Below are 14,823 nucleotides of genomic sequence, written 5' to 3'. Positions count from 1 at the left end.
CTTCCCCCGAAATGAAATTGGATTGTTATTTAAGAGCGAAAGCAATTTTCAGGGCAGCGCGAACAATCGGATTGATTTCGTATTTTTTTTGATCCTTGATGTCATCGGCACTTAATAATCGCCATTCATTGTGTTCGTCGGACAGCTTGATCTTTTCAAATTTTTGATCGCATTCACAGAGATAGAACAACATAACCCGCTCTGGTTTACCGACTTCTTCGAAGTTGCGGCGTCCGGCGTAAATGATTTGACCGACGTGGACTTTGTGCAGGTGGGTTTCTTCAATGATTTCACGTTCCAGACCGGCGACCATGTCCTCGCCTTCGTCCAGTTTGCCACCAGGCAGGTCCCAATGGCCTTTGCCGGTTTTTTCCATCATCAAAATACGACCTTTTTTATCTTTAAGAATCGCTTTCTGGCTCACCGTAAAGAGGGCCGCATCATTTACAAAAGCCGTCACGTTATTTACCCCGTGTGATTTAAGTGTTGATATCCAGTATTGCCACATTCAAAGAGTCATTGTCGACACGCAATTGCAAAGAAATGTGAAGCTCTTGTTAAATTTCAGTAAAAGCTTGGAAAAAATGGAAAAATCCGCCACTCTCATACGGAGCTATGGTAGGCAGAATGAACGAAATTTATAAGGCAATTCAGGGAAGGTTAAGAACTCATGCCATTCAAGCATATTTTATTGCACCTCGATGCAACGGAGCAATGCGCAAAACGTATCAAGATCGCTTTGGATTTGGCGAAAGATGGAGAAGGGCATGTGACGGCCTTGTTCTGTCAAACTGACCCGGAAATGTCAGCGATTGTCGGGCGTCACCCGGTTGGTGATAAGCTGCGCGCTTTGGCAGATGAAGCTGAAAAAGCCTTTTTGGCAGAAGCTGATGCAGCCGGTGTGCTTTGTTCAACAAAGAATGTACTTTGTACGTCTCATGCCCAAGTTATTCAGGCGATTACATGGGCGGCGCGTACAAGTGATATTGCCGTTCTCGGTCAATATGACTGGTCTGTGAACTATCGGGGTATTCCGTCTGATCTGGCGGAAAATGTGATTATCCACAGTGGTCGTCCAGCGCTGGTTATTCCGTTTGCCGGGGAATTCCCCAAAGTCGGGTCGCGTTGTTTGGTGGCCTGGAATGGCGGGCGTGAGTCAGCACGTGCGTTAAATGATGCGATTCCAATGATGACAGCTTCTGAAGTTGTTGAAATTTACGCCATCCAAAAAGAAGGCGTGAAGCGCCCGGATGCGGATGATCTGGTTGCTCATTTGGAAAAATACAACATCAATGCCGTGGCGGTTCGTGATAAACAGGAAGGCGCCAGCGTGACAGATTTACTTCTTTCTCATGCCGCAGACGAAGGGTCCGATCTGATCGTTATGGGGGCACATGGTCACTACGGCGTGTCACATATGTTGAAAGGCGGTAATACGCGCGAGATCCTCAAACATATGACCGTTCCGGTTTTGATGTCTCACTAAATAAAATAATAAGTTTCCTTTTGTCTGATTTAAGGAAACGTCCAAAAAAATGGGCTTCTGTTTAAATGCAGAGGCCCATTTTTTATGTTCCTTTAACGGGGTAGGGCACCGAGGGCTTGTTGAATTATGCCCTCACGATCAATCCCATAATGTTTGTAAAGGTCTTGCAGGGTGCCGGTCTGTCCGAAATGTTCGACCCCCAATGGGATGGTGCGATGACCGGCGACAGCGCCCAACCAGGATAAGGTTGCCGGATGTCCGTCGATAACAGTTAAGATCGCACAATGTTTGGGTAAGTCGCCCAGCAAACGTTCCACATGGCAGGTGGCGTTTTGATTGCCGCGTGCGCGATCCCTTTGCGCCGCTGTCCAACCGGCGTTGAGGCGGTCAGCAGAAGTGACCGCCAACACCCCTATGTCACGACGTTGGGCGGCAAGGAAACCAGCGGCCTCTAAGGCTTCGGGGGCAACCGCCCCTTGATAGGCAATGACTAATTCGCAATTTGGACCGGGTTTGCGCCACCAATAGGCCCCATCAATGGTACCTTGTTTGAAATCATCATCCAGACGCTTGGTGGGTTGTTCAATGGACCGGGTGGTCAAGCGCAGATAGACTGAGCCCCCCGTTTCATCGCGCAACCATGTGCGTTCATTTGGGTCGCCTTCACCGTCTTTTTGCATATAGGCAAAGGCCCAGTTCATAATAATGGACAGTTCATCCATATAGGCTGGCTCAAATGCAGCCAAACCGTCTTGGCTCATACCGATTAAAGGTGTGCCGATGGATTGGTGCGCGCCGCCTTCCGGGGCCAATGTGATCCCGGAGGGTGTGCCGACAATCATGAAACGGGCATCTTGGTAACAGGCGTAATTTAACGCATCCAGTCCCCGGCAAACAAACGGATCATAAACTGTGCCGATCGGCAACAGGCGTTTACCGAACAAGGAATGAGACAATCCGGCAGCACCCAACAGCAGAAACAGGTTCATTTCTGCAATGCCGAGTTCAATATGTTGTCCGTCTTTGTTAAACGCCCATTTCTGGGTGGAAGGGATTTTTTCCGTCTGGAAGGTATCTTCTAATGCATGGCGATGAAACAATCCGCGACGATTGACCCACGGCCCCAAGTTTGTGGTGCCCGTTACATCGGGGGAGGTGGTCAGAATGCGTTCTGCCAGTTCCGTATCGCTTTTGGAAATTTCATCCAGAATTTTACCAAAGGCCATTTGGGTGGAAATTTCACGATCTGCTGAAACCGTAGTCATGGGTGCATCAATTATTTTATCGCTATAACGACGCGGGCCTTTGGCAAAGAAGGGAACCTGATCAAGAAAGGCTTGTAAATCCTTGTTGTTTTCAACCGTGGCAAACTTATCCCATTCCTGACCTTCGGGTACGCCCATGTCTTTTTGCCAAGCCGCCATTTGCGTCTTGTTCATGAAACCGCCGTGATTGTCCTTGTGCCCAGCCAGCGGTGTTCCCCATCCCTTAACTGTATAGGCGAGAAAACACACCGGGCGGTCATGGTTGATGGCCGCAAAGGCATTTGTCATGGTTTCAACGCAATTTCCACCAAGATTTTCCATCAGTTCGGCAAGTTCTTTGTCGCTGTAACTGTCAATCAGGGCCGATACATCGCCTTGATCACCCAAATCGTCCAATAGACGTTTGCGCCAAACGGCACCGCCTTGATAGGTCAGCGCGGAATAAAGCTGATTTGGGCAGGTATCAATCCAGTCTTTCAGTTGCTCCCCGCCCGGTTTTTGAAAGGCGGCTTCCTGCAAGATGCCATATTTGATTTTAACGACATCCCAGCCAAAAGAAGTAAATACACCGATGATCCGTTCCCATAATCCTTCGGAAACAACACCGTCCAGAGACTGGCGGTTATAATCCACAATCCACCAGCAATTGCGCAGATCGTGTTTCCAACCTTCTTGCAGGGCTTCGTAAATGTTGCCTTCATCCATTTCGGCATCGCCCACTAACGAAATCATGCGACCCAAGGGCAGGTCTTTGCCCCATTTTTTGGCCTGAATATAATCTTGAACGAGGGAGGCAAAGGTGGTGATGGCAACGCCTAAGCCAACGGAACCTGTGGAAAAATCAACATCGTCGATATCTTTGATACGGGATGGATAAGACTGCACACCGCCAAATCCACGAAAATTTTTCATGCGTTCCAGATCTTGATTGCCCATCAGATATTGCATGGCATGAAAAATGGGGGAGGCATGGGGTTTCACTGCCACGCGGTCTTCGGGTTTCAAGGTTGCGAAATAAAGGGCGGTCAGGATGGATACACAAGAAGCCGAGGACGCTTGATGCCCACCGACTTTCAGGCCATCTTCCTTGAGGCGCAGGTTGTTGGCATTATGGATCATCCAATGTGACAACCATAAAAGGCGTTGTTCGATGGTTTTAAGGTGTTGAATGTGTGTCGGCATGAGGCCCTCCTGTTCTTTTGCGTTATTTATAAACCGCTCATGGCTTGTTCAAGATCAGCACGGATATCTTCAACATCTTCAAGGCCGACAGAAAGACGGACCAAACCTTCTGAAATGCCATGTGCTGCGCGTTCTTCAGGCGTATAAGTCGAATGGGTCATGGAGGCCGGATGCTGGATCAAGGTTTCTGCATCCCCTAAAGAAACAGCGCGATGGATCATCTTCAGCTTATTCATCAATGCGATCCCGGCTTCATAGCCATCAACCAGTTCGAAGGCGATCATACCGCCGAAATTTGCCATTTGTTTTTTGGCGAGTTCGTGATGCGGATCAGTTTCCAGTCCCGGATAATAAACGGATTTAACGGCGCAAGATTGTACGAGCATTTGTGCAATATGATAGGCATTTTCGCAATGGCGATCCATGCGCAGGGCGAGTGTTTTTAATCCCCGCATGACCAGCATCGCATTAAAGGGGGCCATGACTGCCCCGGTCATATCTTTCATGCCGAACAGGCGGGTGACTTCCATATCTTCTTTTGATCCGATTGCGAGGCCCGCGACCACGTCACCATGCCCGCCGAGATATTTTGTCGCAGAATGCACAACAATGTCGGCGCCCAGTTCAATGGGGCGAGTCAGATATGGCGTTGCATAGGTGTTATCAACAACCACGCGGGTTTCAAACGGTTTGGCAATCTCGGCAATTTTTGCAATGTCAATTAAGCGCATGTTCGGGTTGGCGGGCGTTTCGAAATAGACGATTTTTGTTTTTTCGGAAATGGCCTCAACCAGATTGGCCGGATCGGTCAGATCAATGTAGGAAACTTCAATACCGAAGCGGGCCAATCCATGGCGCATGAAAGCAAAGGTGCATCCATATAAGGTTTTATCGACGATCAGTTCATCACCGGGCTGTAAAAAAGACCAGAGAACAGAGGTAATCGCCCCCATGCCGGATGCGGTGGCGATAGCGGCTTCCCCACCTTCCAGATCGGCCATGCGTTTTTCCAGAATGTCCAATGTGGGATTGGAAATGCGCGAATAAATATGACCGGCTTCTTCGCCTGCAAATCGTCGCCCGCCGCTTTCTGCGGTTTCAAAGGCAAAGGTGGAGGTGAGATGGATCGGCGGTGTCAAGGCCCCTTCATTTTGAAGAGGGTCGTAAAAATTGTGAATAGCGCGTGTAGCGAAGCCTGCATCCTGTTTGGTCATGTTGATTTCCTCCAACTCATTTTGTGTAACGTATTGGATGATATAATATTCCTTATATGGTGGTTTTATCTGCCAAATACATCTAATATGAATCTTAAAATTAGCAGTTTCTGCCAAAGGAAATGACAAATGGATGCCAAAGACGTTCAAATCATCAGGGTTCTTCAGGAAAATGGACGACTGAGCAATCAGGAGCTTTCTGAAAAGGTTAACCTGTCCCCGTCACCTTGCCTGCGCCGCCTACGGTTATTGGAAAAACAGGGTGTGATTAAGGGCTATACCGCGCTTGTTGATCAAAAGGCCTATGGCTTGCCTTTGACTGTTTTCATTCAGGTCCGGTTGGAACGCCACAATACGGAAGCCGTGCGCACTTTTGAACACCGCGTGAAAATGATCCCGGAAATTATGGATTGTTATATCACAACGGGCGGGTCGGATTATTTGTTGCGCGTCGTGTGTCAGAATTTGGATGCGTATGAATTTTTTGTCCGTGAAACGTTACACAATGTACCGGGCATTGCCTCAATTGATACCAGCTTCGCCTATAGTGTTGTGAAACAAGGTCACGTTTTCCCTGGAATTTCGCAAACTTAATTAAGCTTTCGTCAGAAGAGCGTTGGATTGGATTATCGCTGGAAAGTGTTTTTGTTGTATTGGGCGATATCTTGCTGAAAGGGAGTATGCTCGTGATTTCTTATTTTTCTACCCAATTGAAAAAATCCCTTGTGTCTTCTTCTATTTGGAAGTCAAATTTTGAAAATTTTCCCAATTTGATATCGGAGTAATTATATTTTTTTGATACAAACAGTTTTCGGGAACCGCTAAAGCTGTCATGCCCAAATATGTAAATAAATATCCGGGCCTTTTGGGGATAAAGTAAGAAATCTGAGAAATCAGGGGTGTTTTTTTTGTCTTTAAATAATTCTGGAAAATAACAATGATCTTGCGGTGGAATGGGTATTGTATCAAGCCATATGACACGATTTCGTTGTTTTCTAAGGATTGGGTGCTGGTTAAAATTTAATGGAATATCTATTGATTTTCTATTTCTGAAGTTTTGTCCTAAAATTGAAAAACGAGCATAAATCTTGATATCAATAATATCTCTTTTACCTATGTTTTTCATTTTAATACGATAGATCCATCCTTTATTTGTGTACGGATTTTTGATCTTAGAAATATCTGGGCTGAATGCTAATTTGGGCGCCCAGTAATGTTGTTGTACCCACCAAAATAAGCCGGAAGACAAAACCCCGAAGAAAGCACCTAATAAGAGAAATAAAAGATCTGTCGTGTAATTCATATATTTATTCCTTTTATGCTTCTTTAAAGGGATGGGTTTGTATATTTTAAGTTGTTTATCTTTTAAGGTTAATTGATTTTTCCAAAAAAAACCCTCAAGCTTTCCAGCTCGAGGGTTTTTGTCGTTTTGTAAGTGCGAGACTTACATGTTGGGGTAATTGGGGCCGCCGGTGCCTTCCGGGGTGGTCCAATTGATGTTTTGGGTCGGGTCTTTAATATCGCAGGTTTTGCAATGCAGGCAGTTGGCGAAGTTGATTTGCAGGCGTTTCTGGCCTGCGTTTTCTTCGTCATCCAGATATTCATAAACCCCGGCCGGACAGAAGCGTGCTTCCGGGCCTTCGTATTTTGCCCAGTTCACAGAAACCGGAATGCTTTCATCTTTCAGTTTCAAGTGACACGGCTGATTTTCTTCATGGGCCGTGTTGGAAATAAAGACTGAAGAAAGCTTGTCAAAGCTGATGACACCGTCGGGTTTCGGATAGTCGATGCGCGGCATGCTGGCAGCCGGTTTCAGGGTGTCATGGTCACTGTGCGGATGACGCAGGGTCCAAGGTTCACGTCCACCGGTCAGGTAAGTTGTGAAACCGGAATAGACCAACCCACCAAAGAAGCCCCATTTGGCAAAGCTTGGGCGGATGTTGCGGGCTTTGTACAGCTCGTCCCAAACGTAAGAGGCTTTCATGTTGGCTGTATATTGAACAGGTTCGTTGCTGACCGTTTCGTCTTCGCTGGTACAAAGATCAAAGATCACTTTGGCAGCTTCGATCCCGGATTGCATGGCGGTGTGCGTGCCTTTGATCTTCGGCACGTTCAGGAAGCCTGCGGAACAACCGACCAGACAGCCACCCGGGAATGTCAGTTTCGGGATGGATTGGAAGCCACCCTCGTTCAAAGCGCGTGCACCATAGGCAATACGGCGACCCCCTTCGAATGTTTTGCGAATTTTCGGGTGTGTTTTGAAACGCTGAAATTCATCAAACGGGGACAGATGCGGGTTGGCATAATCCAGACCGATCACGAAACCGACAGCAACCTGATTGTCTTCGATATGATAAAGGAAAGAACCGCCGTAGGTTTTGCTATCCAGCGGCCAGCCTGTTGTGTGAACAATACGGCCTTCGGAGTGATTTTCCGGTTTAATTTCCCACAGTTCTTTGATGCCGATCCCAAAGGTTTGCGGGTCGCAGTCTTTGCGCAAGTCGTATTTCGCCATGATTTCTTTGGCGAGGGAACCGCGTACACCTTCTGCAAAAATGGTGTAGCGTGCATGCAGTTCGACACCGGGTTCGAAGTTTGGTCCTTCGGAGCCGTCTTTTTCACGACCCATGTCGCCGGTGGCAATCCCTTTGACGGAGCCATCTTCATTATAAAGAACTTCGCAAGCTGCAAAACCGGGGTAGACTTCTACGCCCATGTCTTCTGCCTGTTCGCCCATCCAACGCGCCACATTGCCCAATGAGACAATATAGTTACCGTGGTTGTGCATTTGCGGCGGGGTCGGCAATTTGGTTGCGCCTTTTTCCGTCAGATGCAGGAAGGCATCTTCTTTGGCTTCAACCGTCAGGGGCGCGCCCTTTTCTTTCCAATCGGGGAAAAGGGTTTCCAGCGGGCCGGTTTCAATCACGGCGCCGGACAGAATATGAGCCCCGATCTCGGACCCTTTTTCAACAACACAGACGGTAAGCTCTTTTTCCTGTTCCTGTGCAAGTTGGCTGAGTTTAATCGCCGCTGACAGACCCGCAGGGCCACCGCCAACGATTACAACGTCAAATTCCATGGATTCACGTTCCATAGTCCGGCTTCCTTCCTAAGATGTTTCCTGTGTGAACTGTTCTTCTGGCGAACATTCTTATCACTTTTATGCATTGCAACATAGAAAAAATGCACGAACTTGTGAACCTTTCTGTTCAAATAATCTGAACTTTGCTAGTAATCCACTATGAACCAACAGTCAGACAGCGCAAATATGGACCCTTTTGACCCGGCAGCCTTGCTGAAATGGTATGTGGAAATGGGGGTTGATGAATGTATCGGCAACGAATCCATCGACCGATATGCCTTCAGTGCCGAATTGATCGAGCGCCGTAAACAGATGCAGGCACTAAATTCATCTCCTGCACCACGTCCGATGCAGGCTGGGCGACCGTCTGCGCCGCTTGCACCGCAAACTGTACAGGCAACGGATGAAATGGTGCATACGGCTGTGCAAATGGCGCGTAAGGCACAAACCGTTGACGAGTTGCGCGAAGCTGTGTTGGCGTTTGATGGATGTGCATTGAAAAAAACAGCTATGAATACGGTCTTTGCCGATGGGAACCCAAAGGCAGATGTCATGTTTATTGGTGAAGCGCCGGGTGCGGACGAGGATCGACAAGGTACTCCCTTTGTCGGGGCGAATGGTCAATTGTTGGACCATATGTTGCATTCCTGTGGTTTACAGGATGAGGTTGGGGACAGGTCTAAAATTTATGTCAGTAATGTTTTGTTCTGGCGACCACCGGGGAACCGCAATCCAACCCCCAGCGAAATTGCTGTGTGTCTGCCATTTGTGGAACGCCATATCGAGTTGGTTGATCCGAAAATGATTGTTCTATTGGGCGAGGCTGCGGCCAAGGCTGTCTTGGGCCATCATGAGGGCATTTCGCGCTTGCGCGGGCGTTGGTTTACCCATTCAACACCGGGGTTATCTCATCCCATTCAGGCGACCGCACTGTTTCACCCGGCTTATCTGTTACGTTCTCCCGCGCAGAAACGCAGGGCTTGGGGGGATCTGTTGGTGATTATGGAAAAGCTGTCAGGATTATAAGATCAGCCGTTTCTTGCGGTTTTAAGTGAAATGTATTAGTTTATTGCGCTGTAGTTGCTTTTGCGCGAAACCGATAAGAAAATCAGTCGGTTATAAGGGGTTGCATAGTTTGACTATATGTAGTGGCTTTTTTCTTGATGATTGGTAGATATGGTATCCAAGCTTGTAGGTAGTCTATGTGCTGTTGCTTTGTTTCTGGGGGTGGTATGTGTTCAGGTCGCACAGGCCGAGGACGTGCAACTTGCCTCTTTAGTTGAGGAAGGCGATCATATTCGTGACCAAATCCGTTTGCTCGACCAAGAGAACTTGAAGTTATACCAAGAGATCTTTGAAGTTCAAGAGGATGGAAATTGGAAAAAGGCCGATAAACTGATTGCCAAGGTGACGGACCGGACCTTGATGGGTCATGTGGAAGCACAACGCTACCTCCATCCGACGAAATATCGTTCACGATATAAAGAATTACGCCGCTGGCTTATAAAATATAGTGATCATCCGCAAGCCAAGCGCATTTATGAGCTGGCTGTAAAACGACGTCCGAAAAATGCCCTGAATCCGAAACGTCCGAGCGGGCAATATCTCAGCGGATCTGGCTATGATTCAACGGGTGTGGCGGACAAGGTTTATGCGCCACGCAAACGGTTGTCTCGGGAAAAGGCGGCCAAGGCGGCAGGCTATACCCGCAAGATGCGTTACTATACGCGCAAAGGCTGGACCAAATCGGTTAAAACCCTGCTGAAAACTCGTGAAGTACATGAATTGTTGCATCCGGGGCAAATTGATCAGGCGCGCACGTGGCTGGCTGCGGGCTATTATGCCGACGGTCTGGATGACTGGGCTTATAGCTGGGCAACCAAGGCGGTGAAACGATCGGGTAAATATATCCCGCGTGCCCATTGGATTGCGGGGCTTGCATCTTGGCGGATGGGGAAACTGGAACAGGCCGCTGAACATTTTGAGAAGGTTAGCGCTTCCGGGTATTCATCAGACTGGATGGTCTCTGCCGGTGCCTATTGGGCGGCGCGGTCTTACTTATTGCAACGCAAACCGGAGAAGGTCAACGTCTGGCTGGATAAAGCTGCTGGATATCCCCGGACGTTTTACGGGCTGCTCGCCAATCGGGCTCTGGGGTATGAAGCTGTTTTTGACTGGACCTTACCCGTTTTGAACGATGATGTACTGTCGTCTTTGAAAATGCAGGGACCAAGCCGTCGGGCCTTGGCTTTGTTGCAGGTTGGGCAAGACGAAATGGCGGAAAAAGAATTCCGCAAAGCTTATTCAAAAGCAGATACGCAGACGCGCCAAGCCATGTTGAGTGTTGCCCTTTATAGTAATATGCCTTCCTTTGCGATGCGTTTGGGCGCGCAATTGGTGCGCAATGGGGTGAATATACCTGATGCGGCCTTATATCCTATGCCAAGGTGGGAACCTAAAAATGGTTATGAAGTTGATCGTGCCTTGATCTTTGCTCTCATGCGTCAGGAATCGGGATTTAATCCCAAGGCCAAGTCTTATGCCGGGGCCAAAGGTTTGATGCAATTGATGCCGGGAACGGCCAGCTTTGTCGCCGGTGATCGCCGTATGCGTTGGAGCGAAAAAATATTTGAACCGGAAACCAATATTCATTTGGGACAAAAATATATAAAAATGCTGTTGAAAGAAGACGTGATCAGCGGTGATCTTTTTCATATGACAGCAGCATGGAATGGCGGACCGGGTAATTTGAATAAATGGAAACGCGGTGTAAAACATAATGATGACCCGCTTCTTTTCATTGAAAGCATTCCATCTCGAGAAACCCGTATTTTTATCGAACGTGTTTTAACCAACTTATGGGTCTATCGTGACCGTATGGGACAGGAATCCAATACGTTAGACGCCATTGCATCTGGCGCATGGCCGATTTATAAAGGTCAGGATCCGTCATCAATCGAGGTGGCGCGTAATAATTAACGAAGGGATATCCCATGTCAAAAATAGATGGGGACCGCGCGTTCCTGCCCTTGAATATTGCCATTATCACTGTGTCTGATACACGCACGTTTGAAAATGATAAGTCAGGTGATACGCTGGCAGCACGTATTGAAAGCGCAGGGCATAAAGTCTTTGAACGTCTGATTTTAAAAGACGAAGCGCAAGATATCGCAGCTCAGCTTAAAGTATGGGCGGATAATCCTGATATTGACGTGGTGATAACAACGGGTGGAACAGGTGTGACAGGGCGTGATGTGACGCCGGAAGCCTTCCGCATGGTTATTGAAAAAGAAATCCCCGGTTTTGGGGAAGTATTCCGCTGGATTTCTTACCAAAAAATCAAAACATCGACTATTCAGTCACGTGCAATGGCGGGCTTGTTAAACGCGACTTATATGTTTGCTCTGCCGGGGTCAAGTGGTGCGGTGAAAGATGCGTGGGACGATATTCTGGTTCATCAATTGGATGCGCGCACACATCCGTGTAACTTTGTTGAACTTATGCCGCGCCTGAATGAACATCTCAAATAGTACATAGTTTGTGATTGTTTGATTGCAAGTTACTAATGTATGCCTTTATAATCAGGGTTGAGAAAAGGTAATGAAATAGAAAAGTCGTGAACTCAGCCCGATATGGAACAGCAAAGCGATCGTAATATCCGTTCTGTTATGGAACGTGGCCCCGCCGTGATGTATCACTGCGCCCAATATTGGGATTATGGGGTGGATTATATTACGCCGAACATTAAGGAGTTGCTGGGATGGGATGCTGCAGAATTCAGCCGCAATCCCATGTTCCGACTGGAAGTTATCCATCCGGACGATCTCCAGCGGATTTTACCTAAAATCCCGGAACTCTTTGAGTCAGGCCGCCAAAAACACGAATATCGAATGCGCAAGAAAGACGGAACCTACCTTTGGGTTCTGGATGATATGCGTGTCCTGGCCAACGAAGCCGGTGAATATGACGGGCTTGTCGGGTATTTGACAGATATTACTGATCTAAAAGCCGCTGAACAGTCTTTACGTAAAAGTGAATTGCGTCACCGTGCCATTTTCGAAACAGTTTTGGAAGGGATCATTACGATCGATTCTGGCGGGATCGTCAAAGATATGAACCCGGCTGCGGAAAAAATGTTTGGGTATAGCAAGGATATGGTGGTTGGTCAGAATGTTTCCATACTGATGCCCGAACCTTATGCCTCCAATCATGACGGATATCTCGCCCGGTATCTGAAGACCGGAGAAACTCATATCATGGGAGCCGGACGTACAGTCATGGGCAAACGCGCCGATGGTCAGACGTTTGAAATGAATTTGTCTGTTTCCTTGTTAAAATTACCAGAAGGAACGTTTTTTGTTGGGGCGGTGCGTGATGTTTCAAAGCGTATCCGCGCAGAACGTGATTTAAGGATTAGTCAAGAACGTCTGAAAATGAGCCAAAAATTTGCCAAAATGGGAACATGGGATTGGCATATTGATGAAGATCGATTGTTTTGGTCGGAACAGATGTTTCAGTTATATGGTGTCAAAGATGATGGGAGTGAAGAAAGACGTGAAAGATTTGAAGATTGGGTTTTAGACGAAGATCTTCATATTATAAGAGATGCTATTCGCAAATGCTTACGCGATGCCAGTGAAATGAAATGTGAATACCGCGTGCGCCTGCCATCCGGTGATATTCGATGGGTGCGCGAACAGGGAAATGTGGTGCGTGATGAAAATGAACATGCAACGCGGATGCTGGGGGTGACACAGGATATCAGTGCGGAAAAACATTATGCAGAAATATTAAATGCTGCGCGTGTTGCAGCTGATACAGCAAATGAGGCCAAATCTGAATTTTTATCTCGGATGAGCCATGAATTGCGTACGCCTTTAAATGCTATTCTCGGCTTTGCTCAATTATTGGGAATGAGCACCAAACATCCTTTGGGGGATCGTCAGAAACGCCAAGTGAATCAGATTGTCAGTGCTGGGCATCATTTGATGGACTTGATTAACGAGATATTGGACCTCGCCCGTATTGAAGCTGGACATTTGCATTTAACAATCGAAGCGGTAGATGTGCAAGGCGTGTTGGATGATTGTTTGGAACTGAGTGAGAATACAGCACAAGAACATGATGTATCGTTTAATGTTCATTATTCGGGTGATTTGGCGGTCAAGGTTGACCGTACACGCTGTAAACAAGTTCTGTTAAACCTATTGTCGAATGCGATTAAATACAATCGGCCCGGTAACTTTGTAGATGTGAGTATTTTTGAGGTTGATGACGAAAGGGTGGAATTTCGGATCAGTGATCATGGAAATGGCATTCCTATTGAAAGACAAAGTCATCTTTTTAAACCGTTCGACCGGCTGGGGGCAGAAATGACCGGGATTGAAGGAACCGGGATTGGTCTTACGTTAACCAAGCAACTTGTTGAAGCGATGGGTGGGATCATCGGTTTTGATAGTGTTGTTGGCGAAGGAACAACTTTTTGGGTGCAGCTGCCAATTTCCAAGCAGGGAAAAAATCATGAATAATATGATAGATAAAATTAAGGATAGTTGCATCCTTGTTGTGGATGATAAACCGGCTAATGTGTTGCTTCTTGAGCAATTATTGGAAGAAGAAGGTTATGATAATGTCCTTTCGACAACAGATTCCCGTGAAGTTGTCGAGATTTATCAGAAGCAAGCTGTAGATATGATCCTGTTGGATATACGTATGCCGTTTATGGACGGCATCGAAGTGATGCAAGCGTTGAAAAAAGTTGTTGGGAATGATGACTATTTACCCATTTTGGTTCTAACAGCACAAACAGATATGGAAACCCGCCAGGCAGCCTTGGCAGCCGGGGCGCGAGATTTTTTGACGAAACCGTTTCAGCCGTGGGAAGTTTTTCAACGTATCCATAATCTTTTGGAAACCCGTTTTTTCTATTATAATCAGCGTTTGCGCGCAGATGACTTGGAAATTGAGGTTCAAAATAGAACCAAAGAAATCCATCGTACACAGTTGGAAGTGGTGCGCCGTCTGGGGCGCGCGGGGGAATACCGCGATAATGAAACGGGTGCGCATGTTGTGCGTATGAGCAAAAGTTGTCGCTTATTGGCCGTGAAGGCGGGTTTAGGGGAGCAATTTGCAGACCTGATTTTGCAAGCAAGCCCAATGCATGATGTGGGTAAAATTGGTATTCCAGATAATATTTTGCTGAAACCCGGGCGTCTGACCCCGGAAGAGCGTGTTATTATGGAAAGCCATGTGGAGATTGGCGTAGACATTATCGGGAATTTTGATTCAGTCATGCTTATAATGGCACGTTCTATTGCGGCTACTCACCACGAGAAATGGGATGGAACCGGTTATCCCAATGGAATTGCTGAGGCGAATATACCGATCGAAGGGCGAATTGCTGCGATTTGTGATGTGTTTGATGCATTGACATCAACGCGCCCCTATAAGGAGGCTTGGCCGCTGGATAAAGCAATTTCCTTTTTAAAAGATAATGCGGGCAGCCACTTCGATCCCTCATTGGTAGAGCAGTTTATCGAAATAATTCCAGATGTCATATCATTGCGGGTGGAACACCCGGATGAAGAAGAGTAA

The 14,823-nt window shown here is 47.2% G+C and carries 12 protein-coding genes; 7 read left to right on the top strand and 5 right to left on the bottom strand.

Going from position 1 to position 14,823, the window contains the following annotated elements:
* Positions 1-25 precede the first annotated feature (25 nt).
* Positions 26-460, bottom strand: coding sequence for an NUDIX domain-containing protein (locus ACI0FF_RS17710; protein WP_419798073.1), 435 nt, complete (start codon positions 458-460; stop codon positions 26-28).
* 210 nt (positions 461-670) lie between these two features.
* Here ACI0FF_RS17710 and ACI0FF_RS17705 point away from each other — a divergent pair, with 210 nt between their 5' ends.
* On the top strand, positions 671-1,486 hold the full coding sequence (locus ACI0FF_RS17705) for a universal stress protein (RefSeq protein ID WP_419798072.1): 816 nt from the start codon (positions 671-673) through the stop codon (positions 1,484-1,486).
* Between the two features lie 92 nt (positions 1,487-1,578).
* Here the strand turns inward: ACI0FF_RS17705 and ACI0FF_RS17700 are convergent, their stop codons facing one another.
* Both ACI0FF_RS17700 and ACI0FF_RS17695 read right to left on the bottom strand, forming a co-directional pair.
* Complete coding sequence (locus ACI0FF_RS17700) at positions 1,579-3,933, bottom strand: transketolase (protein WP_419798071.1); 2,355 nt, start codon at positions 3,931-3,933, stop codon at positions 1,579-1,581.
* Between the two features lie 26 nt (positions 3,934-3,959).
* The gene (locus ACI0FF_RS17695) at positions 3,960-5,147 is read right to left on the bottom strand and encodes a methionine gamma-lyase (RefSeq protein ID WP_419798070.1); all 1,188 of its coding nucleotides are present in this window, start codon (positions 5,145-5,147) and stop codon (positions 3,960-3,962) included.
* Positions 5,148-5,276: 129 nt separating this feature from the next.
* Here ACI0FF_RS17695 and ACI0FF_RS17690 point away from each other — a divergent pair, with 129 nt between their 5' ends.
* Positions 5,277-5,741, top strand: coding sequence for an Lrp/AsnC family transcriptional regulator (locus ACI0FF_RS17690; RefSeq protein ID WP_419798069.1), 465 nt, complete (start codon positions 5,277-5,279; stop codon positions 5,739-5,741).
* A gap of 100 nt (positions 5,742-5,841) precedes the next feature.
* Here ACI0FF_RS17690 and ACI0FF_RS17685 read toward each other — a convergent pair whose 3' ends face one another.
* Both ACI0FF_RS17685 and ACI0FF_RS17680 read right to left on the bottom strand, forming a co-directional pair.
* Positions 5,842-6,450, bottom strand: coding sequence for a hypothetical protein (locus tag ACI0FF_RS17685; protein ID WP_419798068.1), 609 nt, complete (start codon positions 6,448-6,450; stop codon positions 5,842-5,844).
* Between the two features lie 141 nt (positions 6,451-6,591).
* Positions 6,592-8,241, bottom strand: coding sequence for an electron transfer flavoprotein-ubiquinone oxidoreductase (locus ACI0FF_RS17680; protein ID WP_419798067.1), 1,650 nt, complete (start codon positions 8,239-8,241; stop codon positions 6,592-6,594).
* A 147-nt stretch (positions 8,242-8,388) separates the two neighbouring features.
* On the opposite strand from ACI0FF_RS17680, the gene ACI0FF_RS17675 reads away from it, so the two are divergent.
* The 5 genes from ACI0FF_RS17675 (at position 8,389) to ACI0FF_RS17655 (ending at position 14,823) form a co-directional block, all read left to right on the top strand.
* Entirely contained in the window at positions 8,389-9,255 is an 867-nt protein-coding gene (locus ACI0FF_RS17675) for a uracil-DNA glycosylase (RefSeq protein ID WP_419798066.1), read from the top strand.
* A 150-nt stretch (positions 9,256-9,405) separates the two neighbouring features.
* Complete coding sequence (locus ACI0FF_RS17670; RefSeq protein ID WP_419798065.1) at positions 9,406-11,208, top strand: transglycosylase SLT domain-containing protein; 1,803 nt, start codon at positions 9,406-9,408, stop codon at positions 11,206-11,208.
* Positions 11,209-11,222: 14 nt separating this feature from the next.
* Positions 11,223-11,759: a molybdenum cofactor biosynthesis protein B gene (gene moaB, locus ACI0FF_RS17665; RefSeq protein ID WP_419798064.1), complete on the top strand. Its 537-nt coding sequence runs from the start codon at positions 11,223-11,225 to the stop codon at positions 11,757-11,759.
* 102 nt (positions 11,760-11,861) lie between these two features.
* A complete protein-coding gene (locus ACI0FF_RS17660) occupies positions 11,862-13,757 on the top strand; it encodes a PAS domain S-box protein (RefSeq protein ID WP_419798063.1) in 1,896 nt (631 codons plus the stop codon).
* Entirely contained in the window at positions 13,750-14,823 is a 1,074-nt protein-coding gene (locus ACI0FF_RS17655) for an HD domain-containing phosphohydrolase (protein ID WP_419798062.1), read from the top strand. The genes ACI0FF_RS17660 and ACI0FF_RS17655 overlap by 8 nt, the downstream gene beginning before the upstream one ends.

The sequence above is a fragment of the Terasakiella sp. 4MB5A genome (assembly GCF_050058155.1).
Classification (GTDB): domain Bacteria; phylum Pseudomonadota; class Alphaproteobacteria; order Rhodospirillales; family Terasakiellaceae; genus Terasakiella; species Terasakiella halodenitrificans.
The sequence above is the reverse complement of the archived record's forward strand: the minus strand, read 5'-3'. Positions and strand labels throughout refer to the sequence as shown.

Excerpts from the sequence above, each read along its gene's own strand:
- ACI0FF_RS17705 (WP_419798072.1), top strand. The coding sequence starts at position 671 with ATGCCATTCAAGCATATTTTATTGCACCTCGATGCAACGGAGCAATGC.
- ACI0FF_RS17700 (WP_419798071.1), bottom strand. The coding sequence starts at position 3,933 with ATGCCGACACACATTCAACACCTTAAAACCATCGAACAACGCCTTTTA.
- ACI0FF_RS17695 (WP_419798070.1), bottom strand. The coding sequence starts at position 5,147 with ATGACCAAACAGGATGCAGGCTTCGCTACACGCGCTATTCACAATTTT.
- ACI0FF_RS17690 (WP_419798069.1), top strand. The coding sequence starts at position 5,277 with ATGGATGCCAAAGACGTTCAAATCATCAGGGTTCTTCAGGAAAATGGA.
- ACI0FF_RS17685 (WP_419798068.1), bottom strand. The coding sequence starts at position 6,450 with ATGAATTACACGACAGATCTTTTATTTCTCTTATTAGGTGCTTTCTTC.
- ACI0FF_RS17680 (WP_419798067.1), bottom strand. The coding sequence starts at position 8,241 with ATGGAACGTGAATCCATGGAATTTGACGTTGTAATCGTTGGCGGTGGC.
- ACI0FF_RS17675 (WP_419798066.1), top strand. The coding sequence starts at position 8,389 with ATGAACCAACAGTCAGACAGCGCAAATATGGACCCTTTTGACCCGGCA.
- ACI0FF_RS17670 (WP_419798065.1), top strand. The coding sequence starts at position 9,406 with ATGGTATCCAAGCTTGTAGGTAGTCTATGTGCTGTTGCTTTGTTTCTG.
- moaB (WP_419798064.1), top strand. The coding sequence starts at position 11,223 with ATGTCAAAAATAGATGGGGACCGCGCGTTCCTGCCCTTGAATATTGCC.
- ACI0FF_RS17660 (WP_419798063.1), top strand. The coding sequence starts at position 11,862 with ATGGAACAGCAAAGCGATCGTAATATCCGTTCTGTTATGGAACGTGGC.
- ACI0FF_RS17655 (WP_419798062.1), top strand. The coding sequence starts at position 13,750 with ATGAATAATATGATAGATAAAATTAAGGATAGTTGCATCCTTGTTGTG.